The sequence below is a fragment of the Bacteriovorax sp. As-1 genome (assembly GCF_058446905.1).
Genome location: NZ_CP184341.1, coordinates 66,146 through 92,955, shown reverse-complemented (window position 1 = coordinate 92,955; position 26,810 = coordinate 66,146). Strand labels below are relative to the sequence as shown.

Sequence of the window (26,810 nt, the reverse complement as noted above, 5' to 3'; positions counted from 1 at the left end):
ATATCATCCATAATGAAAGCCCGTCATGTATTAATTCTATTTAGTATGCTTTGCACTTTTAGTGCAAGTTATGCCCAGTCGACTCCAATTGCTCCTGCACCTGCGGCGGCACCTCCGGCAACGGAGCTTGGAATGACCCCGGCAATTAAGAATTATTGTGAAAAACTAGAAAAGAGCTTCAAGCGCTACGGCTGGGACAAGAGTGAGTGTGACACTTTTAAATGGAGTCACTATAGAAACTCTGTTTTAGGCGATCCACTTATGTGGACAGTTTTTGGTGACGTAAGTGATGAAGAGCAGCCAAGCTTTAAAGACAAAGACGTGACGATTGTTATGTGCGGAGTGCACGGAGATGAAATCACGCCGGTTAAGTTTTGTTTTGATTTAATGTACTACCTTCGTCAAGCTTACTCAGATCCTGAGAAGCTAAAAGGCGAGTTCCGTAATAAAGTTGTCCTGGTGTCTCCTTTAGTTAATCCTGATTCATACTTTAAAGCGCGCCCGACACGTGTGAATGCCCGTGGAGTAGACCCAAATAGAAATTTTCCGACAGCAGACTGGCAAAAAGAAGCGAGAAAGATCTGGCTGACGAAGTTAAGAAAAGACAAAAGAAAAAATCCAGGTGATAGGCCAAACAGTGAACCGGAAGTTGTCTTCCAGGTGAATCTGATTAAGCGCTACAACCCGGATAAGATTGTTTCGGTTCACTCGCCGCTGACTTTATTAGATTACGATGGCCCAAGTATCGCCGCCAACAACGGTCTTGATGGTGTGAAGGCACACGAGCTTTTAAACCAGATGAGTAAAGATGCTTCCGGCTACAATATTAAAGACTATCCTTTTTTTCCAGGTTCACTAGGAAACTGGGCGGGACAGGAAAGAAACATTCCAACATACACATTAGAACTTCCCTCTGCTGACCCAAGAAAGAGCAACGAGTACTGGAAGCTCTTTGAATCGGCCATGCACAAGGTGATTGTCCACAGTCTTCGTCAGGATTTGGCAAAAGCTCCGGGTGTGACAGACACGCATGAACCAGGCAAAGAGGGCATTCCTGCGATTCCAGGCACATCGGCAAACTAAACAAGCGTTTGCAAATTAAAATTGGCAAAAATTCAAGTTTTTAAGGAATTCGTCGATAAGACTCTTGAGTGAATCTGTACACTTTAGGAGAGAGCTTATGCTAGCGAGTTTTTCTGAATTTAAATTCTACCAATCATTCAGAATTCCAGTAGAAGAGGCCGACGACCTGAGATTTCTCGTTCAAATGTCAAAGGATCGAGGTCCAGAAGAATATATTGATGATGCCAAGCTCATTGATATTTCATTAACCGGGCTTGGATTTGCCACTAGTGAGCGCATTTCTGTTGGTCAGGAAATCACTATTTCTCTTCAATATAAGAAGCACCATCTGGATTTAACCGGGAAAGTTGTGCGTGCGTTTTCACAATCATTAGATGATCAAAAGATTATTTACGGTATTGAAATCGAAGAAGAAAAGGGAATTGCAAAATTCCTTGAGCACTACATTCTTGGATTTTCAGGAGAGAGATTAAAAAACTGTCTGATTGATTCAGCGATTAAAGAGCGCTACACAAAAGCGACGGATGGATTTGAAATCTTTTCACTTTTACTTTCATTATTTAAAGACATCACTCACTTTGGAGACAAAGAAGGGTTTATTGAATCAATGCTTGATGAAGTTATCCGCATTCTTAATGCACAGAGAGCTTCACTATTTCTTATCAACCCAGAGACCAACGAACTGGAAGCAGTTTGTGCGCTTGGAGTAAGAAAAGAGCAGTTAAAATTTGATTACCGCATCGGGATTGCCGGATCAGTTTTTACAACTGGTGTGGCCCTAAACATTGATACTGTTCATGATAGCACGCGCTTTAATGAAGCGTTTGATAAGAAATTTGGTTTTGAAACGAAGTCAATCATCTGTCATCCAATTCATAACCGCGAAGACAAGATCATCGGTGTTATCGAAGTTTTAAACAAGAGAAACGAAGACCGCTTTACGATTGAAGACGAAAAGACAATGAAAGTTCTTTCATTGATTTTCTCTTCAGTGTTTTATAACTTTACGCCAATGTCAGATAAGTCGCTTATCAGAAGATTCTCGAATCCTTTTGATAGAAAGAACGCGCTGATTGGTAAAGTGCCTCACGTGGCCTCTTTAAGAAGCACAATCGTGAAGCTAAAAGACATCGAAGCACCAGTTTTAATTTTCGGTGAGCGCGGTGTAGGTAAATCACTTTACGCTAAGATTCTTCACGTTGAAGGTCAGCGAGGATTAAAATCTTTTGAAGTGGTTCACTGTGCTGAAAAAGACCAGGAAATGGTAGGAAGAATGCTTTTTGGGCCGGAAGAAACTGAAAGCAAGTTTATTACTTGCCAGGGTGGAACTGTTCAGCTGCATGAGGTCTGGGCCCTTTCTCCAAAAAACCAGAAGACACTTTTAGAGGTGTTAAAAACTCGCCATATCCCGAACACAAAGTTCAGTCTTGATGTTCGCATTGTAGCGACAACGACCAGAGATCTTGGTCTCCTTGTGGCCAATGGAGAGTTTGACCGCGAGCTTTATGAGTTCATCTCAAAAGCGACTGTGTTTATGGAACCATTAAGAAGAAGAGGCGATGATATCGAGCTTCTAGTGGATTATTTCCTAAAAGCTGAATGTAAAAAAGAAGGGCTTCTTCTGAAGTCGTTTGCTCCAAAATTAATGGAGAAGTTAAAGAAGTATGACTGGCCAGGTAACATCAAAGAACTTCGTCTTTGTGTGGAAAGGGCAGTGCTTTATAATCCAAAGGCCCACGTGATCACTGATATCGAGATTGAAGATTCAGCATCACCACTAGTGGATCTTTCAGAAAAGAAGAGAATGTTTGGGGACCTGCCATTTGTTGGCGACCACAACATTGCGCTTAAAGACCGTCTTTCATTGGTAGAGCGTGAAATGATCCATGCTGAGATCAGACGCTGCAACGGCAACAAGTCTAAGGCCGCTAAGGCGATGGGCATTAGCCGCGAAGCTTTAAGAAAGAAGCTTCTGATGAGTACAGATATCCTGAAGTCTCTGAACTTAACAGAAGAAGAACGCTTAAAATTCATGAAAGAAGATGACGAATTCGCAAATGCGGCTTAAAAAGGAATGGTATGTCCTTTTTAAGTCCATTTTTTAATCATCTCAATATAAAAGATTTCATCGACATTCTCATTGTCGCGATTCTTATTTATCAACTTTTGTTGATCGTAAGAGGAACAAAGGCCGCGCAGATGATTGTGGGGCTTGGTTTTCTTTTCGGCCTCTTCTGGCTGGGGATCACTTTTAAGCTTTACTCACTCAACTGGGTACTAGCTCACTTTTTTGATTCATTTTTCATTATCGTTGTCGTTCTCTTCCAGGACCAGTTCAGAAGTGCCCTGGCCTCGGTAGGGACGAAGAGAAATATCCTGACTGTCTTTTCTAAGGACGAGCACGATTTTGAAATTGATGAGATCGTCGAGGCCTGCGGGGCCCTTTCGCGAGAAAAGATCGGGGCCCTGATCGTTATTGAACGCACGCACGGTTTACTCAACTATATCAATACCGGGACGAGGCTGGACTCCAGAATCCATTCGGATATTATCTATTCGATCTTCGAGTCGAGCTCCAGCCTTCACGATGGGGCGATCATTATCCAGAACTCAAAGCTCACAGCTGCGGGCTGCTTTTTGCCCCTATCAAAGAACTTTGATATCGAACGCCACTTAGGGACCCGTCATAGGGCCGCTCTGGGGCTGACAGAAGTTACCGATGCATTAGTTATTACTTGTTCTGAAGAAACTGGTAAGATTAACTTATGTGTCGAAGGGATTTTCTACCTGTGTAAAACAGAAAAAGAGCTGGGACAGTATCTTCGTCACATTTGGAGCAATGAAAGTTTAGACAGTGCTCTAAGACCGATTAAGACCAAGGACATTGTTCGTTGAAATTAGAAAAGGCCCAAAGACACACGCTCAAAATCATCGCGATCTTTTTTGCAGTATCGCTATGGTTTTATGTTTTAAACAGTGAGCCAGTGGAAATAGAAAAGAAGATTCAAATTGAGTTTCAATTGCCCAAGGGTTACGCCATCTCAAGTCAAACCGAAAGACAGCTTACTCTAAAACTCAAAGGCTCAAAGGCCTTCATTGGAAATGTTTTTTCCAACAAAGAGAAGCTGGTCGTTGATTTGAACCCTTACTTTAAAAAGTTCGGCAAGAATTTTAAAGTTCAATACCATCCGTCACAGATTACGGTGCCCTTTGGTGTGGACATTTTAGAGATGCATCCGAAAGAGGCGAGCATTGAAATTGACCGCCTGGTGCAAATGCAGCTGCCGGTCAAGGTTCTGTACATTGGCAATATGGCCTATGACAAAAAGTTTAAAGAAATGCACGTTGAGCCAGAGAACATAATGGTCAGCGGTCCTGTTGACGTCATCAGAAAATTGTCTAGAGTAGAGACCACTCCGGTGAACCTTTCGACGGTAGACAAGGAAGAAGGAACGCTAATGGTTCCCTTGGATGAGCTGGACTCGCGTTTGATGTATGAAGAGAACCCAAGAATTAGATTAAAATATAAAGTACAACTGACAATTCCTAAGCGTGAAGAAGTTAAAAAAGAATAACGCTTAGGAATGTTATTGTTGCAAAAGGATGAGATTATGTCGGAGAGAAAACTTTTCGGGACAGATGGAATTCGTGGTAAGGCAAACGCTTACCCAATGACAGCAGAAGTGGCGACGGCCCTTGGTCGCGCAGTGACTCACTACTTTCAATCGACCAATCCAAACAATTCAAAACCCATCATTATCGTAGGGAAGGATACGAGACTTTCATGTTACATGCTGGAGATGGCCTTTGCTTCTGGTGTGTGTTCGCAAGGTGGAGAGGTTATTCTGACTGGTCCTCTTCCAACTCCGGGAGTTGCTTTTGTAACTCACTCGATGCGCGCTGATGCCGGAGTGATGATCTCAGCTTCACATAATCACTTTGAAGACAATGGGATTAAAATTTTTGATGGGAAAGGAAATAAACTTCCAGACTCAGTAGAGCTTGAACTGGAAAGACTGATTTTAAATCCGGAATTAATGCCGGCAAAATTCGGAGGCCTTCTAGGAAATGCCGAAAGATTAAAAGAAGTTTATGGTCGCTATATTGTTCAAGTTAAATCGGCCTTGGGGCATGATTATGACTTAGATGGAATGCGCATTGTTTTAGACTGTGCTAACGGCGCTGGTTACAAAGTAACTCCGATGATTTTTCAGGAGCTGGGAGCAGAAGTGTTCTCAATCGGGATTTCACCAAACGGAGAAAATATCAATAAAAATGTCGGCTCACTTCACCCGGAAGCGGCCCGTGCAGAAGTTCTAAAATACCGTGCAGACATCGGGATTTGTATCGATGGTGACGGCGATAGAGTAAGTGTTATTGACCAAGAAGGAACAATGATTGATGGTGATAAAATCATCGGTCTCTTTGCTAAACTTCTTCTTGCCCGCGGTGAACTTAAACCTGGTGACACTGTCGTAGGGACTGTTATGTCCAACCTGGGACTTGAACTGTATGTAAAATCTCTGGGACTTAATTTTTATCGCACAAAAGTCGGAGACCGCTATATCATCGAATATATGCGCGCCAATAACTGTATCCTAGGAGGAGAGCCTTCTGGGCACATCATCTTCAGCCGCCATTCGACAACGGGAGACGGGTCACTGGGAGGATTAAAAGTTATTGAGGCGATGAAATACTTCAACAAGTCGCTTAAAGACCTGGTCGCAGAAATTGAGCTTTTTCCTCAGTTTATTAAAAACGTGATGGTAAAAAATAAACCTCAGCTAGAGACAGTCAAAGCGATTGAAGAAGCGACAAAAGAAGCAGAAAGAAAATTGGATGGAAGAGGACGTGTCCTTCTTCGTTATTCAGGAACAGAGCCCCTTCTTCGCGTTATGGTTGAAGGTGACAATGCGGAGCTGGTTGAAGCAGAATGTAATCGACTGGTCGCAGTTGTGAAAAAAGAGATTGGTTAGTTTAGTTACTTTTTAGGAGTTTAAAATGATCCCTCGTTTAGGCGTTAACATTGATCACGTGGCCACTTTAAGACAGGCACGTGGAGAAGATTATCCAAGTGTCGTAGACGCCGCTCAAGTGTCGTTATCAAACGGTGCTGACCAAATTACTATTCACCTTCGTGAAGATAGAAGACATATTCAGGACACTGACGTTGAGACAGTTCGCCTGGTAACAAAACGTTTTGGAAAACCACTTAACCTGGAAATGGGAGTGAATCCGGAAATCGTAGAGATTGCCATCGCTTCCACTCCTGAATGGATCTGTTTAGTTCCGGAAAAACGCCAGGAAAAAACCACAGAAGGTGGTCTGGATCTTTTGGATGACGCTAATTTTATCCGCATTGAAGAAGCTGTTAAGAAGCTTAAGAGTTCAATTAAAGACGTCAAGATTTCGCTTTTCTTAGAAGCAAAAATCGAAGTGCTTATTAAGGCCACTCAACTAAACATCGATGCTGTTGAAATCCATACTGGAGAGTACGCGCGCGTTTTTGCTAACGGGGATGATGTCGGCCGTTATATTGAACAGTATAAGGCCGCTAAAGAATTTTTAACCAACAATAAAATTGCCACGCATGCAGGCCATGGTCTGACTGAAGAAAGTGTTGTTCCTCTTTTAGAAGCGAAAATCTTCGAAGAGTACAACATCGGTCACTGGATTATTTGCCATGCTCTTTTTAATGGGCTTTCAAATACCGTAAAGAATTTAAAAAACGTTTTTGAAGCACATCCTTTAAAATAGAAAAGGTGACACATGAGTTTAGTTCGCGCCTGGAAAAAAGTCCTCGAGTCTGACCTTGCCAATATCGCCCTTGAAATGAAAGAGGTGATTGAACCGCCGAGTGTAATCATCCTGGATGGGCCGGTTGGTGCAGGGAAGACGACGTTTACTAAGATCTTCTTAGGAACGACAAAGCAGACGACGAGCCCCACTTATTCAATCATCAATGAGATCGACAATCTTCTGCACGCTGATCTTTATAGGATCGAAAAGAGAGAAGAGCTCATTCACTTAGAAATCCCGATGTATTTAGAAGAGAAAGATTATTTTCTCATTGAGTGGGGAATGCCTTACCTGCGCGATCTTCAACGAATCATTGGTGATGAATTTAAATTTTATCAATTGAAAATTGAGATCAACGAAAACAACTCACGCAATTTTTTACTTAGCAAAATTGTTTAAAAAGTGGTCCTACGTAGGCAATTTTTTCCGATCAAAAAACACGGATAAATTATTTTCAGATCAATAAATTGCATCGAATCAAGTGACCTAATTAGGCGGTTTTATTGGGGATTCACCCGATCTTAACGCTTTAGATTACCTTAATTTCAATACCTTACAATCAAAAGATAGAAAATAGTTTGTTGACTTCTATGAATCCCTAACGTCATACTATTCTTGTTAGATTGATTCTTTTCGAAGGGAATCAAGTCAGACTAGAAAGAAGGGCACGGATGAGCACTTCTACCAGTAGACGACACACGCATCTCTCGAAGAATTTTCTAAAACACGGTTACGATCAATTGGATTTTTTATGGAGGAAGACCAATGAGACTTACATCAAAAGGGCGTTACGCAGTTAGAGCAATGTTAGACCTTACTACTCATTCAAATGGGAATCCAGTAAGACTACAAGAAATCTCAACAAGACAGAACATTTCTCTTCATTACTTAGAGCAACTTTTCAGAAAGCTAAGAAATGGCCAAGCAGTTAAGTCTGTTCGTGGACCAGGTGGCGGTTATGTACTAGCTCGCAACATGGACCAAATTACAATTAAAGACGTACTAGACTGTGTTGGAGAAAACATCAACCCAGCTCGCGATATCGTAGGAACTGAAGCTGAAGCAGCGAACTCTCTAGAGTTCCACCTGTCTAAGAACTACTTCATGAACCTTGGTATCATCATGAAAGAATACTTAGCAACTACTTCACTTGGTGACCTAGTTCGCAAGTCTAAAGAAACTGAAACTGAAGCTGGTATCGCTGGTGCTTCTAATGACGCTGGAATTATGACTTCAGCAATTAGAAACCCAATTGGAGAAATCAATCAGTAATCGTTTCTACTTTGATTATAATGCAACATCCCCGCTATCGAAGAGAGTCGTAGACTTTCTCCATAGCGGGGATTTTCTTTTTGGCAATCCTGCTTCACTTCACCAGTCCGGGAAAAAATCCCGCAAGTATATCAACGAAAGCATTGATTACATCCAACATCTTTTTAATTTAAAGGATCATAAACTCTTTTTTCATTCGGGTGCTTCCGAAGGAATCAACTCGATCTTTAAAGGTCTGGCGTTTAAGTTTTTTAAAGAAGGAAAAAAAGCGAGCTTCTTCTTTTCAGAAGTCGATCACGCTTGTGTGGTTCAATTAAAAAATGACCTCGAGGCCCTGGGGCATGTGGTGCAGTTTTTTGGTGTAGATAAAAACGGACTTTTCGATAAAGAAGAGCTGATGAAAAATCTTCTGAACGAAGTCAGTGAAGGGCGTGAGTGTTTTATGAACTACACTTACGTCAATAATGAGTCTGGAGTCGTCTGGCCTTTGGAATGGGCCGCTGAAATTAAAAAAGAAACAATGTGTTTTGTTCACGTGGACGCTGTTCAGGCCGCAGGCAAAGTTGCCAACTGGGAAGTGCTTCACACTGATCTTGATGCTTATACATTTTCAGGCCACAAGTTTGGCGCTCTTAAAGGAATTGGTTTTACCTTCTTTAAAAAAGACCTGGAGTTCAATCCACTTATTGTCGGAGGAACTCAGCAGGAAGGTCTTCGCGCTGGAACAGAAAATGCTTTGGGTGTTTATTCGATTAAACTTGCCCTTCACGATATGAAAGAAAACTTCAGGCCAGATGATCTTTCCACTGCTAAAAATGAGCTGGAAGAGGCATTGGTAGAGTACATAGGAGAGCGTGGTGAAGTGGTTGCGCGCTCGTCTCCATACCGCAATCTCAACACTATTTTTCTGGTGCTCTATGGGCAAAAAGCTGAAGTTCTCAGTGCTAAGTTTGATATGATGGGAATTGATCTTTCTACAGGCTCGGCGTGTTCATCTGGTATCATTAAAGAAAACCGCATTCTCATGGCCATGGGTTATAGTTATGAAGACTCAAGGGCCGCTCTGAGATTTTCATTCTCGCCGTATATGACATCTGCTGAAGTGGGTGGGTATGTTGAGAAGATTAAGTCGATACTAAAAGGATTCATCTAATAAAAAAGGCCTCCAATTGGAGGCCTTTTTTATTTTTATCTGCGGCGATCGCCTGTAAATCTTAGAATAATTAAGAACAAGTTAATGAAGTCTAAGTAAAGAGTAAGAGCACCAAGAACAGTGATCTTTGATCTTTCTTCTGCATTGATTGCATGTTGACCCATTAATTTAATTTTCTGAGTGTCGTAAGCTGTTAATCCAGCAAAGATTAAAAGACCAATTAAGCTAAACACTAGACCAGCTGTTCCACCCATCATTGCCGGGAAGAAGATCGCTAGGAGCGAGTAACCAATAAGTCCGAATAATCCCATTGTACAGAATGTCCCAACAGGTCCCAGGTCTTTTTTAGTGAATAGACCAAAAGCTGAAAGACCTGCAAATCCGATTGCTGTCGTAAAGAACGCAGACTGGATGCTTGATTGAGTGTAGATTAAAAAAATTGTCGAGAATGTAATACCTGTCAGCGCAGAGTAAAGCAGAAAGAGACCTGTGGCCATCACTGCACTCATTCTTTGAATCATTGCTGATAAACCAAGCACAACACCGAATTGAGCAATAATAACGGCCCAGAATAAAAATCTATTCTGCACGATAGTCATCGCCATTTGATCGTTGTTTCCGATGTAAGTTGAAATCCCGGCAGTCAGTAAAACACCAATGGCCATCCATTGATAAACTCTGGTCATGAATCCGGCCATGACCTGTGAACGTGTCTCTACGTCCAGACCGTTATTGTAACGTGTGTTTCTTTCCATATAACCATCCTAATAAAACAGTTGATGGGGAAATTATACTCCTAAAAATTCTTGAGTCTAAGCTTTTTTAGGTCCTCTAAGTTCTCGAGATTAATCTCGCGACGCATTTCAAGAAGTGCCCAGGTTTCCTTTGTGTCGTGTTTGACAAAGAGTGAAATGAGGCGTTCAAAAAGATCGTGCAGACGCTTCCACATAAGTATTCCTCCATAAATAATCTTCTGGCGACATACTAATGAGAAAGCCGGCCGTGAGCCAGTCAGGAAATGGTTAGTCTTTGATTAGGTCAAAATTAAAACACGCCTTTCAAAATCGGCATGATTTCTTTAATACCATAGGCGATCATTTCAATCGACATTGATAAAAGAATTAAACCCATGATTCTGGTCATAACGTTTAGACCGATCTGGCCGAGTTTTTCTCCGATTTTTTCCGCGTAACTTAAAATGATTTTAATTATGAGTCCAACCACCATGACCATAACGATACCAGCGATCCAGTGAATGGAGCTGGTGAAATTTTTAGCGTGAATGATAGATGTTGAAATAGCACCAGGACCTGAAAGAAGTGGAATCGCCAGTGGGATGATTCCGATTTCTCGCTCGAAGTCGAGTGACCTGATTTCATCATTATTGATTTTTGAATTTGATTGCTGGCCGGAAATCATACTGAAGGCCGTTGTCGTTAAAAGAATTCCACCACCGATGGTGAATGAGGCAACAGAGATCCCAAAGAAATTTAAAACCGCCTGGCCGCATATTAAGCTGATTAAGATGGTGATCGTAACAGCTGTGGCCGTGTGGTTGGCGAGTTTTTTGACGTTGATGGAATTGTGATTCCTCACGAAACCCAAAAAAACCGGTATTGCTCCAATCGGGTTAACGATAGAAATCAGTGTGATAAAAAACTTGAGCACGTCTGTGATTGCCGGAGTAAATTCCATTTTATGACCTCATTACCTTTGATTTAATTTTATTGATGATAGATTGAGACTCTTCAATGCCAATCATATAGGTGATTCCAAAATAAAGCACACCATAAACGCCCAGGATAATCACTGCGCGCGGGATCGGGTGTTCTAGAAGCCCTAAGTGAATAAAGAACTTAATCGAAAGTCCTACGGCACTGGCGATTAAAGCACTTCCCCAAAGTTTTGATTGATAGCGGTATTCAACACCGGTTTTCCCGATGATTTTGTTGAGCTTTTTTTGTAGTAGCACAAATTCAATCCATCCACTAATTCCGGCCGATGCTGTCAGACCTGCTGTCGCATAAACCGGGTCACTGCTGATCATTGGAGCAAACTTAAAAGCAAACAAGTACCCAAGAATCGTCGTAAAGAAGATACGAACGACAGCAAAGTTTAAAGTTGTTTTCGTGTCTTTTAGTGAGAAGAAGGTTGAAGAGTAGAGTCTTCCAATCGTTGAAGCAAGAAGCCCAACACTTGAACCGATTAAAACCATCCACACGACGTGAGTGTCTTTTTCGGTGAACTTTCCGGTCTGGAAAAGGGCCGCCACTAAAATGTCTCCCAGGACTAAAAAGGCACATAGAGAAGGCACGATAAAAAAGCTGATTCGGGCAATCCCTCTTTGCAGGCGATCGCGAAGTTTAGCGTAAATTTCTTCTGTTGAACCCGTAATCGAGCTCATCTCAGGAAGTTCACTGGCCGAGATACTCATCCCAAAAAGTGAAACAGGAAGAAGATAAAGAGTCTGGGCATAGGCCAGGTTGGACACTGCACCTGTTGGCAGAAGTGAGGCCAGGATGTTGTCGATGTATGAACTCACCTGAACAACTCCACGGGAAACAATACTCGGAACAAAGTTCTTAAGAATGATTCTTACGTGAAGGTTTTGTGTTTCCATTGAAAAACGGAAAGCTCTAAGAAGTTTAATCGTTGTTGGAAGTTGAACAGCAACTTGCAGGAAACTTCCGGCCACCAGACCCCAACCGGTGTAGATGGCCAGGTCGTATTGGCTTGAGCCATTACCAAACATGAGAAGAGTCGCAATGATGGCGACGTTCCAGATAACCGGAGCGACATAAGAAAGAAAAAACTTTCGATGGCTATTGAGGATCCCCAAACACCAGGCCGACATAACAACCAGACCAGTACCTGGGAAAAAGATTTGCACAAGTTTAATTGTCAGTTCGCGCTTAGACCCTTCAAAACCTGGAGCGATTGTATCGATGAGAAAAGGAGTCGCGACAATTCCTCCGACAACTAAAAAAGAAGTCATTAAAAACATCAAGCTTCCGATGGTCAAGGCCACGCGTGAAGCTTCCAGGTGATGGTCTGGGTTTTCTGTTTTTTCGTTATGCTCGCGGGCCAGAAGACCGGCATAGACAGGAATGAAAGAAGCTGAAAGAACTCCTTCACCAAAGAGGTTTTGTAAAAAGTTAGGAATTTTTAAGGCCGCTTTAAAAGCATCACCGGCATCTGAGTTACCGAAGTAGTGAGCGAAAGCTCTCTCTCTTAGAAGGCCAGCAATACGGCTTAGAAAGATTCCAAGCCCTACAAATAAAGCGCCGCTTTTTTTATTGTTGTTACTCATATAGATCTAATTAAAGGAGAGGTTAGATGAAAGATCAACGACTATCTTAATTAAGACGGAAGGTTTTTTAAGACAAAGGCCCCCACATTCATTTTGATCCCGACGTCTTTTTGGAACTCAGGGATAGGGGCAACATTCCAGTTCCACTCGGTAAGTGGCTTAGGTAAATTCAGGTGAGCATAATTGTAATCGGTTTGCACCACTGAGTCCTGCTTATTGTAATAGGTGGTCACAGTGTCAGTGATTAAAAGCACCGGGGCATTAAAACTTTTTAAGTACAGAAAGTGGTTACGAGTGACATCCTGAAGATAGGACTCAACTTCTTTACTTTCAAACTTCGCCTTAAATTTTTTCTCGATATAAGCTTCCAGGTGTAGCGGAAGCTGTGACATAATATTGACAGAAAGAACCAGACCCCAGTCTTGGGCCAGGAAAGCTTCAGGGATTTTTCTTAAGAGTTCTCCCTTTATGAGTGCATTTTCAATTTCAGAAATGTCGTGCTCAACAAATTCAATATTAGTGAAGTGGGAGAGTTCGCGTTTAACACTTTTTAAATGAATGATATCTACCAGAGTCACTTTTTTAAAAGTGCGGGCCAGGACTTCAATTGGGATTTCATGTAAAGGACCTGAACCTAAAACTAAAACGGAGTTGGTGTCTTTAGCGACTTTTAGGTTTTCAGTGATAAAGGATTTGCATTCTGTGCGGTGGGGAAGCCAGGCCTTCTGGCAGCGCTTTTCGCGGGCAACAAGCGAGATGCTCTCAACGAGATGTCCCAGTTTTTTGGCCGATGCCTCTTTGGGAGACTCAGATAAATAAGTCAAAATTTCTCGTATCAAAAGTCTTGCTCCCTAAGGATATTCTTTTGATACGAGTATAAATCTTAAGCTGCTTTTTTACTAGTCTTCACTGTTTTTGCATTCACATAGTTTACGTATGAAGGAATTCTATGGTGGAGAAGATCCCACACAATTTTCTCTTCAAGCCCGTCAACTTTAGCGCATCTCATGAGCTCTTCGACTTTTCCATCAAGCAACTCATAATCGATAGTTGAACGGTAAACGTGCTCACACTCAACGAGAATCTCTTCGATTTCGTCTTTGTATTGAGCAATTAGAGTGATAACAAAACTGTCGCGATCCATATAAGCCCCTTATGTATTCAGCGATTAGACACTGATAAGGGGCTATTCGGATAGGTGATTAAAATACTTTAGTATTCTTTTTGAAATCTTAAAAATTTCTATGTCTTAAAACGAACTCAACCCTGCGATTGACGTTGATTCCTTTTTCTTCCTCTTCAGAGGACACAGTCGCACTCGATTGGGCCACAGGGATCAACTTATCAGGTAAGACTCCAAAGTCTTTAATGAGCGAGTTTCTGATGGCCATAGCGCGCTTAAAAGAAAGGTCCCAGTTGGCCTGCTCAGTGGCACCTTCACCTTTTTCAGTGTGGCCAACAATAGAGACAGTTCCCTCATAGTCTCTAAAGACGTCTGCGAGTTTTTTCAGGTACACTTTTCCTTCAAAGGAAATTTCTGTTGAGCCAAACTGGAAGACGATATTTCCAGGGATGGCGAACTTTAAGTAATCTGAATTGTAGTCGGCGGAGAAGGCGTTACCATCGAAGAGTTCATCCACAAGTTTAGATAAAACCTTGTGCTCTTGAAGATAAACGGGACGGGGACGAGCTGGCTCTGTAACATCTGCCTGGTCGAACCCGCCTTCTTGTCCGTTAAGCACTGAATACGAAGTATTCGGCGTACTACCGATTTTTCCTACTGAATCTGATCCACCTTTAAAAATAGTCGCGGTGGTAAAATAATCAGCTATCGCCGCTTTAGTCGACTCGTCGGCACCCATCAGCCACATTACCAGGAAGAAGGCCATCATCGCGGTCATGAAGTCCGCGAAGGCTACTTTCCAGGCTCCACCGTGAGCACCACCGTGTCCTTTATTAATTCTCTTAATGATAATAGGCGCTTTTTCATCTGCCATAAGACCGCTCCTTGGTCACATATTAGATTGAGTTACTTTTTCCCAGCGTTTGCTGTCGCTTCATCCACTTCCTTGAATGTAGGACGGAATTCCGTTGGAATACTTCTTCTACCAAACTCAGCACATACCTTCGCGTTTACTCCTTTTGAGAAAGCGAGAAGACAAATTTTTGCTGTGATCATAAAACGCATTTCTTCTTTTAAGTTCGATTCTACTTTGGCAGCAAGTGGCTGCAGGTAACCGTATGAGAACAAGATCCCGAGGAACGTACCTACAAGGGCCGCGGCTACCGACATACCGATAACTTCCTTACCTTGAGTCAGCTTACCCATGGTGATAACAACCCCGAGTACCGCCGCAACGATCCCCAGACCTGGCATGGCATCTGATACACGGTTAATACCACCAACCAGAACGTGTTCTTCTTCGGTAACGATATCTAAGTCAGCATTCATCAGATCTTCCAGATCGTAGGGAGACAGTGATGAAGCAATCTGAACTTTTAGTGTGTCACAGATAAAATCGATGGCGTGGTGATTGTGTAAAACAGCAGGGTAGCGTTTAAAAATTTCTGACCCTTCTGGATTTTCAACGTGAGGTTCAATTGAGATCGGGTTAGCTGAGGCCATCTTAATAAGTTCGAACATACACTGAAGGAGTTCGATATAAGCTGCCTTTGAAATCCCAGTTCCTTTTAAAGCTTGAATACATCTTGCAAGCATGGCCTTGATAACAAATGGATTGTTGGCCATAACAAGAGATCCAACAGCGGCACCACCAATGATGAGAACCTCAGTTGGCTGCCAAAGAATCGCTAGGTTACCATGGTGAAGAACGTATCCCATGATAACACAGACTGTAGTAACGACTGCACCCACTATAGTGAACATAAAATCCTCCAAATGATTTGCTATCTTATCGAAAGGTCATTTTGAATCTTTAGTTTTTGTGCACTTAGGAGATCTGTTTAGGCAAAAATGAGTAGAGTCATTCAAGTTTGGTCAACTAATAACCGACAAGACTTTCGGAGAATTATATGAAAATAGCACTTTTAGTCTTTTCCTTAGTGATTAATTCAACTTTTTTGCCAGTTCTTCATGCAGCAGAAGAGAATAAAACTCAGCTATCAACATCGTTTGATATTTTTAATAGCAAGTGGAATTACACGCCAACGCTTGAGCGCACGGAAGGGAACTCTAAAATTCATACGAAATTTTTTAAACGCATTCTCTGGATTGAAAAAACTCCAGTGTCGATTGTCGATACGAGCTTTGTGTATTTAGAAAATCCACAAAAAGACCCGGATCCAAAAAAGAATGAGCTTGCCTACATTGCCCAATCAATTAAGAAAAGTTTTGGGCCGCAGATGGTGATCAGCGGGCAGGGAAACTCTCTGACAGTGGAAGGGAAAGTTGAAAAAATGAACCGCACCGTAAAGGTGAGTCTCCTGAAAAAAGGTAATCATGTGACCATCATCACATCGATGGTGCGAACGGGACTTTACTCAAAGCTTCGAGCAGAAGTTAATGAACTTCACAATGGTCTTTTAGATTATGATGGAGAGTTTAAAGTTAAAAAAGAAAAGAAGACCACATGGTTATCTCTTCCTTTTATGATTGATGAAGCTCATGCGGCAGGCGGATTTGATTTCACAAGTCTTTTTACTGGAAGCAATACCAATTCAGGGGCCAATTCTCTTGGCGGGTTTAATGTTAACCTGACCGGTAATATTCAAAATCTTGAAAACAGCGTAAACAACGTCAATACCAATTTAGGAAAACTCAACACAGGTGTAGATGCGGCCAATTTGAATTGGGGAAATACCAACACTCAGCTTGGGAGTGCCAATACAAACTGGGGAAACACCAATATCCAGATTGGTAACGCCAATACGAATTGGAACAACACCAATGTGCAAATTGGTAATGCCAACCAAAACTGGTCTGATACCAATAAGCAGATGGACGAGTTCAATAAGAACATCGACAAGGTTAATGACAATGCCACTCGCGCTAATGAAAACTGGGCCGACACTAATAAAGAATTAAATAAGGCCAATGCCACAGCAGATAAGTTTGCTGACGAATACAAAAACATGAATACGAACTGGGCGGAGAGTAATAAGCTCTTATCAAAAGCTCTCGACCCCAACCATATGGCCAAAGTTGCTTTTTACACTGCTGCCGGGGCCGCACTTGGTGGGATCGCTGTCAGCCTCGCGATTCAGGGAGTGAGTGAAGGGATTAGTTTTCTTCATGAGCTTTTCACTGGAGCAAAAAAGAAGAAGTTAGAATGGGAAGATTTCGAGAAGGCCATGGCCGCTTGGGATAACCAGCTTAATGATTTAGTGAAGATGGAGCAGATTGTAGATAACTATATTGATGCTTTTAATTTCTTTGAAGGAAAAAACTTAGGAAACGATTACGTTAAACAATTATCCAATGCCAGTCGTGATATGCGTTTTGACCGCGATATGTTTATGGAAAAATTTAAGGATCAAAACCTGGATATTTCCTGTCGTAAAATGTATTACGATGCTGCTGATGAGTTAGATCAGAAAGTTAAAGAGTACGACAAAATTATTCAGTATGCGACTAACAATAATATGTCTATTGCCAATGGACCTGCTTATTTCTGTAATCAGCTCAAAGAGCTTCAAAGAAGAATTCTTTCGGCCGAAACCCAGATGCAGGATTTGCGTTTAAAAATCCTGGTGGCCGAAAACCAATACTATGGCAAACAATCAGATGCACTGGATAAACGCGATGATGATATTGAAAAAGTAAACGACCGCATCGCCAAAACGATGGATGAGAAAAAAGCTTACGATAAAAAAGTAATGGAGCGAATCCAGGAGGCCCACAAACAAGCGCGCACTGATTGGTTAGCTGCTTGTATGGAAGCTAAAAACGATGAAGGCTTAAAAATTAAAGAAGATCTAAAAGACAGCTTTTTTCTGTTTACTTATTTTAGAAAGAAAAACCGTTGTACTGACTCTTACGTCAAAGTAGAAGAGGCGGTTAAAAAACGTACAGAAGAGAGCATTAAAACTCTGGCCGCTGAAGAACTGTTAAGAAAAGACTTAGTGGTAAGGGCCAACAATACAGTTGAAATGAATCTTTCACAAGAGCAGATGAACTGGATGTCGAGAGTTCACATGGATGCTTACTGTTACCAGTTCGCCCATGGTGGAGAGGATAAGATCCCGGTAAAATGTAAAGAGTTCCCTGAGCTTCTTTATTCTCTGAGTCTCTCAAAGGGTTACGAAAAAGCTAAAAATGCTTACCAGAACAAATGCCAGGACCGTTACCTTAATGGAATTAAATCCCTGGCGAAGTCTCCGTGATGATTGAGGACCTGGTATAAAGTTTTTAAAGACTCTCATCATTGTTTTATCCCTTCTTTTTTCTCAGCTGAGTTGGGGGATAGACCTCTCTAATCTTTCTGATTCAGAAATGGAGGCCGTGAAAAAACTCGGCCTCTCGGAAACTGTAATCAAAAATCTCGACACCGACACATTAAAGGCCACCCTCGAAGAAAAGCTCGATGCAGAAAAAGACGCTCTAGAACAAGAGGCCAAAGAAAAATTCCAGCAAGTTGTCGATGAAAAAATTGAGCCCAAGCTCAATGAAATGCGCGCGAGCGTAGAAAAAGAAAAGGCCGATTTAAAAAAAGATGCTATCAAACTCGGCGCTGGTTATATCACATCGACCATCTCACTTCTTGCGGCGACTTTGATTGCTCCTCAGGCCATCATGGTTTGTAAAACAAAACCTTCTGCGGTTATCTACGCTGGAAGTGCTGCCGTTTATGTGCTTCAGGAAATGAGGAACATCAAAATTCTTAAAGCTTCAGAGCTTGCTGAAATCGAAGTGGTCAGTAAGGTCGATATCGATAAAACGAAAAGTGTAAAAGAAAACTCCAAAATATTAGAGGCCAAAGTCGATGAACAAATCGACTACATCAAGGCCTATAAAAATACTATTGATCATGCCGTTAGTGCACTTAAGAAAAAAGCAAAAAACGCCAAGATGGTCAGTATCGGTTTCCTGGCCTCTTCGGCCACAGCGGCAGCTGAACAGATGGATTGGATAAGTGGAGGAGGAGCGTGTGTCGCTTCGGCCCCTGCTTCAATTGATCAACTCAACTTTTCTCCAAAACTTGATGCCCGTTACGCCAAACTTATTGATGAGGCCCAGAGCGCAGAAGATAAATGGGGTTATTACTACGAGTGGGAGTCCTTGAAGTTTGGAGTCGATCGCACTCTTTCATGGAGTGAGTACGAAAAATTAAAGAATGTTCCAGTCACGTCGGACATTTTAAAAAATGCCATGGGGTTTATCCATTCGACACTTCTAAGCACGGCCTTAGCTGCCGAAGAGACAAAAAAAGTAACGGTGGCCGGATCCCTTAAAGATGATAAAGCGGCAGACTGGATTGGTGATTTAGATAAATTGGGAATTGTCGGAGGTCTTGCCACTAACGTTGTGGCCTATATGGCCGGATGGCAAATGGGATTTTTAAAATCGATTATCGCCAGTGGAACTTCTCGTGCCATTACTTTTGGAGCTCAAGGGGCCCTGGCCTTTACGGCGGGAAAACTTTTTGGGGATGCGGCAGCGGACTTGGAGAAAAAACTCTCGCGTATTGAGCGCTTAATCAACGATGTCCAAGGCCTCTCGAAAAAAGGAATCAACATGCTCGTTCCAAGTGATGCCGATGCCCGCCGTTTTCAGGAGATGGCGGCAAAAGTTGGAGTGTCGTCGGATAAACTTATCACTGAGATGAGTATTAACGAGGCCCAGTCCTATTTAAAAACCATCAAAGCAAAAATTGAAAACCTCGACGATGAAGCAAAAGCACTTTTGACGAAATACGAAGATGAAATTTCTGCTAAGCTTAAGGCCAAAGGAAATGAGCTGCAGGAGAAGGTAGAAGAAAAAGCGCAGGAGAAAATTGAAGTAAAAACGTCTTTCTTTAACTTTTTTATTCCCGATGTTCAGGCGGCCAACGTCGCTCCGGTTTATGTTTTAACTCGCGTAAAAGACATCTCTTGTGTGGATAAAAGATCTTGCCCGCCACTGAGTTTTCCTAGAGGGTCAAATCCCAATACTAAAATTCTCAATCAGTATTTAGGCCTTTACGAAAATTACTATCAGGCAATTAAGACAAAGAATCCGGAAATGGAGAATTCGGCGATTGCCGGCCTTGAACAATATAAAACTATTGTGGGCTCATTTAGAGACCAGGTTTTTAAAAAAGGGCTGGAGAAATCGCGTGCTAAAAACACTAACTACTACGATTACGAACGCGCCAAGATCAATGAAGAGGTGAACAACTTTGCTCGCTTTTATGCGAAACTCTCTCCCCAAGATCAGGCGGAAATGAGTGCGCGCTTTAATCCGGCCTCGCAGGATTTTACTCATCCGCAGGGGAGAAAAGGGCCAAAAATTAAATTGAAGGCCAAAATCAATGAAGCTGAAATAAGAATTCTTGATCAATTGATCGCTAAGCTTGAAGCGAGTGAAGTTGTCCACAACGTCCCGGATATGAGTTTTGTGGAAAGAGACAGATCACAGGATGGACAAGACGAGTTTAATTTTGGAAATACAAGTATTCACCCGAAAGAAAGCGGGCTCTTTGATATTATCCATCTTCGTTATCAACGTTATATCAAAAACACTTTTCCAGATTTATAGGAAGACTAATCGTCCCAGTCTAAATCAGTATTAATTGTCACACCCGAAACCGTTTTTTCTTTTTCTTTTTTAATGAATGGGAAAGAAACAGGAGTTGTTCCATCGAAGGTTTCTTCGAAGGCAATAGTGATTGTACGAGGAACAAAATCCATCAACATTTTTAGGTAGTCGTGATTTTTAATTGTATCAATAACCGAGGTGTCAGCCTCGCCTTCAAGGTCAATTTCCATCATTGGTTTTGATGATGTGTTTTTAACAATAAGCGCCGCCTTAACTTTATCGCGGGGAAGCTCGCTGGTCAGGTTCCATGATCCATGGTGGAAGTAGTCCAGGTAGAAAAATGATTTTTCGTACTTAAATTTGCGGTTTACCAGAAGCTGTTGCATGAACTTTCTAGTAGATGGGTCTTTTGATTTTTTCGCTAGTTTTTCGGCAAGATAGCCGTCTTCAACGCGGATAATATAAGCACCAGGTTTTCTGGTAGATTCAAACAGCATGTACTGAAAGCCCACTGAAAACAGGGTAAAAAGTTTTTGTTGGGGCAGATGGACGTGGACAGCGTCGGTTTCGATCAGGGTTTTAACGCCTTCGTATAAGTCTTGTTTGCTGAGGTCGCCGCTCATAGGGAAAAAGCCTTTTTTAGAATTTGGGTTAATTTTTGGGAAACCCGAAAATTTTTAGAGATTTTTAGTGAAATTGTCAATTTGTTTGATGCTCCTTGTTCAATCTTTTTCCCTCTTTATAACTAAACTTCCATTGACTCATCCCTCTAAATTTCTTATTATTCACCCTTAAATTAAGTTTAAAAAAGTTCAAAAAATTTTTTAGGGTAAATAAACCTTTTTGGAGATGAATTTATGAAATTAATGGCGAAGACCAGAAACATCGGGATCTCTGCTCACATCGACTCGGGAAAGACGACGCTATCTGAGCGTATCCTTTTCTACTGTGACAAGATTCACAAGATCGAAGACGTACGCGGCGGTGGAGCTGGTGCGACTATGGACCACATGGAACTTGAAAAAGAAAAAGGGATCACAATCACTTCTGCAGCTACAACAGTAACTTGGAGAGGGATTGATCAAGCTGGTATTACATATGCTGAGGGTGTCGATAAAGAATGCCGTATCAACCTAATCGATACTCCGGGCCACGTTGACTTTACAGTAGAAGTAGAGCGTTCACTTCGCGTTCTTGATGGAGCGATCCTTGTTCTTTGTTCGGTTGCTGGTGTTCAGTCTCAGTCAATCACTGTAGACCGTCAGATGAAGCGTTACGCTGTTCCTCGTATGGCCTTCTTAAACAAGATGGACCGTATGGGTGCTAACCCACACAAAGGGGTGGCTGCTCTAAGAGAAAAACTATACCACAATGCAGTTTTAATGCAGCTTCCAATTGGAGCTGAAGAAAACTTCAAAGGTGTTGTAGACCTTATTACGAGAACTGCTTACTACTTCGACGGAGAAAACGGAGAGAAGGTAAGAGCAGAAGCTCCACCTGCAGACATGGCAGATGATATCGAAGCATTCAGAGAAAAACTTCTAGATGCAGCTTCTGAATTCGACGACAACATGGTTGAAAAAATCCTTGGTGGCGAAGAAGTTCCAGAAGCAGATATTCACGAAGCAATTAAGAGAGGAACTCAAACTCTTAAGCTTACTCCAGTATTCATGGGATCAGCTTTCAAGAATAAAGGTGTTCAACTTCTTCTTAACGGTGTTGCTAGATACCTACCATCTCCACTTACATGTGCGAAGCCAAAGGCAATCGATAACAACACAAACCAAAAGATCGATCTTGAGCCAGATAACACAAAACCTCTTGTATGTATGGCGTTCAAGATTACTGACGAGCAATTCGGGCAGTTAACTTACACTCGTATTTACCAAGGGACTTTAAATAAAGGTGACACGATCGTTAACACAAGAACTAAGAAAAAAGTTCGCGTAGGACGTATCGTACGTATGAACGCTAACGATAGAGAGAACATCGAAACTGTAGGTTCTGGTGATATCATCGCTCTAATCGGTATCGACTGTGCTTCAGGGGATACATTCGTAGCAGAAGACGGACCAACGCATTTATCATGTGAAGGTATGCACGTTCCTGCAGCGGTTATCGAGCTTTCGATCTCTGTTAAAGATAAAGATCAACAAACAAGACTTTCAAAAGGTCTTTCTCGTTTCATGAAAGAAGACCCTACTTTCCACGTTTACACAGATGAAGAATCTGCTGAAACACGTATCGCAGGTATGGGAGAGCTTCACCTTGAGATTTACGTAGAAAGATTAAAACGTGAATACAACTGTGACGTTCAAGTAGGTGCTCCTCAGGTTAACTACCGTGAGACAATCAGAACTGAAGCTAAGTTCGATTACCTACACAAGAAACAAACTGGGGGTTCTGGTCAGTTCGGTCACGTAATCGGGATGATCAAGCCACTTGCTGAAGAAAAGAAAACAAACGAAGAAGAAGTATTCCAGTTCCATAACGAAATCAAAGGGGGAGCAATCCCTAACGAATTCATCGCTTCATGTGAAAAAGGATTCAACGACGTTATGGATAAGGGACCTCTAGCTGCGTTCCCTCTAATCAACGTTGAAGTATTCCTACAAGACGGTCGTTACCACGATGTAGACTCTTCTGACCTTGCTTTCCGTATTGCTTCTCGTATGGCGATGAGACAAGCTGTAAAAGCTGCTTCTCCAGTTATCCTTGAGCCAATCATGAAAGTTGAAGTTGAGACACCAGATGAGTACCAAGGGGGGGTTATTGGTGACCTTTCTTCTCGTCGCGGGATCATCCAGGCTTCTGAATCTAACGAAACAGGTGACGTTATTATCAACGCTCTTGTTCCACTTTCAGAAATGTTCGGTTACTCGACAATTCTACGTTCTATGTCTGCTGGTAAAGCTTCTTACACAATGGAATTCGCGAAATACGCTGAATGTCCAAACAACATTGGTGAGAAAGTTATGGCAGAAAGAAAAGAGAAGCTTGCTGCACAGGCCGAGTAATTTCTTTCTTAACTATCAAGAAAAACAAAGAGGGCTCCCGTTTGGGGGCCCTTTTTTTTGCTTTTTTACCTATCTCTTTTTTAGATAGGAAGCATTGGGTAATATCATTTCCAATCCCCACATTTTTTGTCTATAACCCGGGCATTCAAAAAATAATCTTGGGGGGATCTATGAAGGCAGTATTAAGTGCAGCTCTTGTTTTCTCGTTAACGATCACTTCTAGCTTTGCTGGAGTCACTAGGACAGTAAATGCAGACGTCAAAGCTCTAGGTCAACTGGCCATGGGTTGGGAAGAGAACTCTGTAAAAGGAAAAAATGCAGAAGAAATCCTAATGAATTATGTAGAAGAAAACTATGGCGAAGAACGCGAACTAGTGTTCAAAGAGTCTAGTGATATGGCATACGATGATGAAATTGATGAAGGATTCACTTCAACGAAGTCTGCGATTGCTATGTCTGGCTTTGCTGAGAGTGCCTTAGAAGAAATGCTTGAAGGCCTTGATGAATCAAGTGAAGCAGAAAAAATTAAAGAAATTAAAGCAAAGATTTACGACCTAAACCACGACTGGGCACCGGTTATTAAAAGATTAGAGCGCCAGGGTGTGAAGTTTGGTTATAGTGGAAATGGGCCTGGGTACTGTGGGATCTCTTTTGTTGAATTGCTAATCGTTGATGAAAAAGAGCAGAAGGTTTACGAGGTTTACCTTTCAGAAGGTGGGTCTTGTTAGGCCTTTGTTAGCTTTCATAAGTTGAATAAAGGCGGTTCTTCTAAAGGCCGCTTTCTTTTTACATGGTTTCTTTCCTTTTCCAGTATTATTAGGTAAACCTAATACATGATCGAAACATCGCAACTCCAGACATTAGTGGCCGTGACCCGCGCCAAAAGTTTTTCTAAGGCCGCGGAAGTCTTAGGTGTAACCCAATCTGCTATCAGCCAGAGTATCAAGAATCTTGAGTCCAAATTGGAAATTAAGATCTTTAAGCGCTCAGGGAAGGCGGTGATTTTAACGTCTGAAGGTGAGAAACTCTACCGCCTGGGAACTCAATTTCTGGAAGAAATGGAAGAGACTCTGACTGAACTTCAGGGGGACCGCGATCAAATGCAGGGGAAGGTAAGAATCGGAACCCTGACAGGTATTGGGAAGACGTGGCTAGCAAAGGAAGTTGTCTGGCACGCAAAAGAAAACCCTGAACTTCAACTTTCAGTCCGCATGGGACATCAGGAAGATTTGCTTCTTGATTTCGAGGCCAACAAAATTGATATCCTGATTTTACCTGAAGACGATGTGCCTCTTCATGGTGAGAAAGAATTCTTCATGGAAGAAAAATCGACACTGGTTATTCCACGCGAGATGAAGGATGTGTATTTCAACACAAAGCTGACGCTTGAAACGTTGGAAAAAATTCCGACTATTTTATTTGAGCAAGATGATCTGCTCTTTTTAAAATGGTGCAGAAGTAAATTTAAAGCGACTCCAAAAAAATTAAATGTGCGCTTCTCTGTAAACTCGCATGGTCATATGCTCCAGGCCGTAAGTGAAGGTCTGGGAATCGCTGTTGTGCCAAATCACGTTTTAAATCGTTCGTATTTCAAAGATAAAGTCCTAACGCTTGGTAATGAATATGAAGTGCCGAGTGGAAAGCTTTATATCGTCTATCATAAAGAATCAGAAAATCTTCTGCGTATTAAAAATACTATTGATAGACTGCTCTCACATCGTGATACATTTAATACATGATGATTCTCTCTCTATTTCCGGCCGACTTAAAACAATTTCTCAGCGAAGTTGAAGAGATTGGTGCGCGTCTGTGTCTGGTTGGTGGCGGAAGCCGCGACTTTTTAAGGGAAGGAACTCTGTCTAACGACCTGGACTTTGAAGTCAGGGGTGTGGTGATCAGTGCGCTAAAATCTTTTTTTAAAAAAAGAGGACTCACTTATACTGAACTCCCGTATGACATTGTCCGCTTGGACTTTAAAGGCTTTGACCTAGAGTTCTCTTCACCACGTCTGGAAAATCCACTTACAGGAAATAAAACCCATCACCATTTTGAAGTGGTGCTTGATAAAGAACTCTCTTACGATCGTGCTTTTGCCAGAAGAGATTTTACACTAAATGCCATTGGTATCGAGATTCATTTTACTAAAGATGAGGCCCGCGTTGTCGATCCCTATAACGGAGTGAGGGACTTAGAAGAAAAAACGCTTCGAGAAATCAGCGATTATTTTTTCCTCGATTCTGTCAGGTTTCTTCGCCTGGTGCGCTTCCAGGTGAAATATAATTTTAATATCAGCGATAGCATTAAAAACCAAATGGGCCTTTTTGATTTGAGTGAACTCTCAATACATCACTTTATATCGGAGATGAAAAAATCAAAAAATGCTGGGGCCTTTATCAATGAATTTTCAAAGCTGGTGAGAGATTATCAACTACCGGTAAAAGATGCTTTTAAGATCTGGAAGAACATTCATTTTTCTTCTGATCTTGAGACCATTGAAGATTTATTGGTAAGTGTTTTCTTAAAACGACCGGAGGCCGCAAAAGAAGTGGCCGTTTTTTTCTCACTGCCTGATAAAACCTTAAAGGATCTGACGTCTTTTTATAATTCTTATCATGCCGTCTTAAAATTAAAAAAAGAGGACCTGATTCCTCTGTGCCAAAGCGAGATGGATGCACCGGATGTGATGGTGGTTCTTCGCGATTTAAAAAACCTGGAAGATAAAAAAGAATGGAGAAAGTATTTTCCAAGCCATCTTATTATCTCCTGGGATGACTGGGCCGATGAATGTGTGGATGTTGAGTTGATTCAGGCAACACCAGCACCTCTTCGTTCATATCTGCGTTTTTATAAGACGATGAAAAGGGTTATTGAATGAGTTTTTCTATCGCCACTTTAAAAGAAATCAATTTTGATTCCAAAATTCTAAAACAAGTTGAAGACATCTTTTTTCTTTCGACTTCTGTTAAGACTTTTGCCTCTGAAGAAAGACGTCTGATATTCTTTAAACGCTGGTGCGGCGACTACCAGACCCACTATCCACAGGAGTTTTTCGTGGTGATGGAGGGGAAAAAGGTACTAGGTTATCTTAGTGGCTGCCAGGACTCTTTTGCCTCTTTAAAAGTGCTCGATGTCCCTGGAGGCGCGGTTTTTCAGGAGCAGTTCGAAAAATTTCCGGCCCACCTGCACATCAATTTTCACCCGGATGCCAGAGGTAAAGGACTAGGAAGTCTTCTGGTTCATCACTATATGAAATTGCTTAAAGGCCAAGGAATTAAAGGGCTTCACCTCACAACTTCACCTGATGCTCAGAACGTAAATTTCTACTTACGCCTGGGTTTTACTCATACAGTTAAGCGCGAGTTCAAGGGCTCAGAGCTCTACTTTATGGGTGCCATACTTGAGTAACACTCGCGGTTTTAATGCTAGCCATTTTCCATTTAGTTTTTTTGTGTTATACTTTTTATGTAAGGTTTAATGCAT

24 protein-coding genes are annotated in these 26,810 nt (G+C 41.8%); 16 read left to right on the top strand and 8 right to left on the bottom strand.

Annotated elements, in window-relative coordinates:
• Window positions 1-45: 45 nt before the first annotated feature.
• From ACN20O_RS00435 to ACN20O_RS00395, 9 genes are all read left to right on the top strand, one after another.
• Window positions 46-1,083, top strand: coding sequence for a M14 family zinc carboxypeptidase (locus tag ACN20O_RS00435; protein ID WP_491636110.1), 1,038 nt, complete (start codon window positions 46-48; stop codon window positions 1,081-1,083).
• 97 nt (window positions 1,084-1,180) lie between these two features.
• Window positions 1,181-3,151, top strand: coding sequence for a sigma 54-interacting transcriptional regulator (locus ACN20O_RS00430; protein ID WP_491636108.1), 1,971 nt, complete (start codon window positions 1,181-1,183; stop codon window positions 3,149-3,151).
• An 11-nt stretch (window positions 3,152-3,162) separates the two neighbouring features.
• On the top strand, window positions 3,163-3,978 hold the full coding sequence (gene cdaA, locus ACN20O_RS00425) for a diadenylate cyclase CdaA (RefSeq protein ID WP_491636106.1): 816 nt from the start codon (window positions 3,163-3,165) through the stop codon (window positions 3,976-3,978).
• Window positions 3,975-4,658 carry a CdaR family protein gene (locus tag ACN20O_RS00420; protein WP_491636104.1) on the top strand — a complete coding sequence of 228 codons (684 nt, stop codon included), beginning with the start codon at window positions 3,975-3,977 and terminating at the stop codon, window positions 4,656-4,658. Before cdaA ends, ACN20O_RS00420 begins: the two co-directional genes overlap by 4 nt.
• 36 nt (window positions 4,659-4,694) lie before the next feature.
• Window positions 4,695-6,059 (top strand): phosphoglucosamine mutase, encoded by a 1,365-nt coding sequence (glmM, locus tag ACN20O_RS00415; protein ID WP_491636102.1) that lies wholly within the window; start codon window positions 4,695-4,697, stop codon window positions 6,057-6,059.
• Between the two features lie 25 nt (window positions 6,060-6,084).
• Entirely contained in the window at window positions 6,085-6,840 is a 756-nt protein-coding gene (locus ACN20O_RS00410) for a pyridoxine 5'-phosphate synthase (RefSeq protein ID WP_491636100.1), read from the top strand.
• Between the two features lie 12 nt (window positions 6,841-6,852).
• On the top strand, window positions 6,853-7,281 hold the full coding sequence (gene tsaE, locus ACN20O_RS00405) for a tRNA (adenosine(37)-N6)-threonylcarbamoyltransferase complex ATPase subunit type 1 TsaE (RefSeq protein ID WP_491636098.1): 429 nt from the start codon (window positions 6,853-6,855) through the stop codon (window positions 7,279-7,281).
• A gap of 366 nt (window positions 7,282-7,647) precedes the next feature.
• Window positions 7,648-8,154, top strand: coding sequence for an Rrf2 family transcriptional regulator (locus tag ACN20O_RS00400; protein ID WP_102243893.1), 507 nt, complete (start codon window positions 7,648-7,650; stop codon window positions 8,152-8,154).
• Window positions 8,135-9,307 (top strand): cysteine desulfurase family protein, encoded by a 1,173-nt coding sequence (locus ACN20O_RS00395; RefSeq protein WP_491636095.1) that lies wholly within the window; start codon window positions 8,135-8,137, stop codon window positions 9,305-9,307. Before ACN20O_RS00400 ends, ACN20O_RS00395 begins: the two co-directional genes overlap by 20 nt.
• 35 nt (window positions 9,308-9,342) lie before the next feature.
• Here ACN20O_RS00395 and ACN20O_RS00390 read toward each other — a convergent pair whose 3' ends face one another.
• From ACN20O_RS00390 to motA, 7 genes are all read right to left on the bottom strand, one after another.
• On the bottom strand, window positions 9,343-10,062 hold the full coding sequence (locus ACN20O_RS00390; protein WP_491636093.1) for a Bax inhibitor-1/YccA family protein: 720 nt from the start codon (window positions 10,060-10,062) through the stop codon (window positions 9,343-9,345).
• A 289-nt stretch (window positions 10,063-10,351) separates the two neighbouring features.
• Window positions 10,352-11,002, bottom strand: a complete 651-nt coding sequence (locus ACN20O_RS00385) for a MarC family protein (RefSeq protein ID WP_491636091.1) — start codon at window positions 11,000-11,002, stop codon at window positions 10,352-10,354.
• Between the two features lies 1 nt (window position 11,003).
• A complete protein-coding gene (gene murJ / locus ACN20O_RS00380; protein ID WP_491636089.1) occupies window positions 11,004-12,617 on the bottom strand; it encodes a murein biosynthesis integral membrane protein MurJ in 1,614 nt (537 codons plus the stop codon).
• Window positions 12,618-12,667: 50 nt separating this feature from the next.
• Window positions 12,668-13,441, bottom strand: coding sequence for a hypothetical protein (locus ACN20O_RS00375; RefSeq protein ID WP_491636087.1), 774 nt, complete (start codon window positions 13,439-13,441; stop codon window positions 12,668-12,670).
• 59 nt (window positions 13,442-13,500) lie between these two features.
• Entirely contained in the window at window positions 13,501-13,761 is a 261-nt protein-coding gene (locus tag ACN20O_RS00370; protein WP_491636085.1) for a hypothetical protein, read from the bottom strand.
• An 88-nt stretch (window positions 13,762-13,849) separates the two neighbouring features.
• On the bottom strand, window positions 13,850-14,614 hold the full coding sequence (locus tag ACN20O_RS00365; RefSeq protein ID WP_491636083.1) for a flagellar motor protein MotB: 765 nt from the start codon (window positions 14,612-14,614) through the stop codon (window positions 13,850-13,852).
• Window positions 14,615-14,646: 32 nt separating this feature from the next.
• Entirely contained in the window at window positions 14,647-15,504 is an 858-nt protein-coding gene (motA, locus tag ACN20O_RS00360) for a flagellar motor stator protein MotA (RefSeq protein WP_491636082.1), read from the bottom strand.
• 146 nt (window positions 15,505-15,650) lie between these two features.
• Between motA and ACN20O_RS00355 the strand changes: the two genes are divergently transcribed.
• Together ACN20O_RS00355 and ACN20O_RS00350 are read left to right on the top strand one after the other, a co-directional pair.
• A complete protein-coding gene (locus ACN20O_RS00355; RefSeq protein WP_491636080.1) occupies window positions 15,651-17,960 on the top strand; it encodes a hypothetical protein in 2,310 nt (769 codons plus the stop codon).
• A 118-nt stretch (window positions 17,961-18,078) separates the two neighbouring features.
• Window positions 18,079-20,313: a hypothetical protein gene (locus ACN20O_RS00350; protein WP_491636078.1), complete on the top strand. Its 2,235-nt coding sequence runs from the start codon at window positions 18,079-18,081 to the stop codon at window positions 20,311-20,313.
• Between the two features lie 5 nt (window positions 20,314-20,318).
• Here ACN20O_RS00350 and ACN20O_RS00345 read toward each other — a convergent pair whose 3' ends face one another.
• Window positions 20,319-20,936, bottom strand: a complete 618-nt coding sequence (locus ACN20O_RS00345) for a hypothetical protein (protein WP_491636076.1) — start codon at window positions 20,934-20,936, stop codon at window positions 20,319-20,321.
• A gap of 234 nt (window positions 20,937-21,170) precedes the next feature.
• Here ACN20O_RS00345 and fusA point away from each other — a divergent pair, with 234 nt between their 5' ends.
• The 5 genes from fusA (at window position 21,171) to ACN20O_RS00320 (ending at window position 26,735) form a co-directional block, all read left to right on the top strand.
• On the top strand, window positions 21,171-23,330 hold the full coding sequence (fusA, locus tag ACN20O_RS00340; protein WP_491636074.1) for an elongation factor G: 2,160 nt from the start codon (window positions 21,171-21,173) through the stop codon (window positions 23,328-23,330).
• Window positions 23,331-23,500: 170 nt separating this feature from the next.
• Entirely contained in the window at window positions 23,501-24,058 is a 558-nt protein-coding gene (locus ACN20O_RS00335) for a hypothetical protein (protein ID WP_491636072.1), read from the top strand.
• A 105-nt stretch (window positions 24,059-24,163) separates the two neighbouring features.
• The gene (locus ACN20O_RS00330; RefSeq protein WP_102243879.1) at window positions 24,164-25,069 is read left to right on the top strand and encodes a LysR family transcriptional regulator; all 906 of its coding nucleotides are present in this window, start codon (window positions 24,164-24,166) and stop codon (window positions 25,067-25,069) included.
• Window positions 25,066-26,205 carry a tRNA nucleotidyltransferase/poly(A) polymerase family protein gene (locus ACN20O_RS00325; RefSeq protein WP_491636070.1) on the top strand — a complete coding sequence of 380 codons (1,140 nt, stop codon included), beginning with the start codon at window positions 25,066-25,068 and terminating at the stop codon, window positions 26,203-26,205. Before ACN20O_RS00330 ends, ACN20O_RS00325 begins: the two co-directional genes overlap by 4 nt.
• Window positions 26,202-26,735, top strand: coding sequence for a GNAT family N-acetyltransferase (locus ACN20O_RS00320; protein ID WP_491636068.1), 534 nt, complete (start codon window positions 26,202-26,204; stop codon window positions 26,733-26,735). Before ACN20O_RS00325 ends, ACN20O_RS00320 begins: the two co-directional genes overlap by 4 nt.
• The last annotated feature ends 75 nt before the right edge of the window (window positions 26,736-26,810 follow it).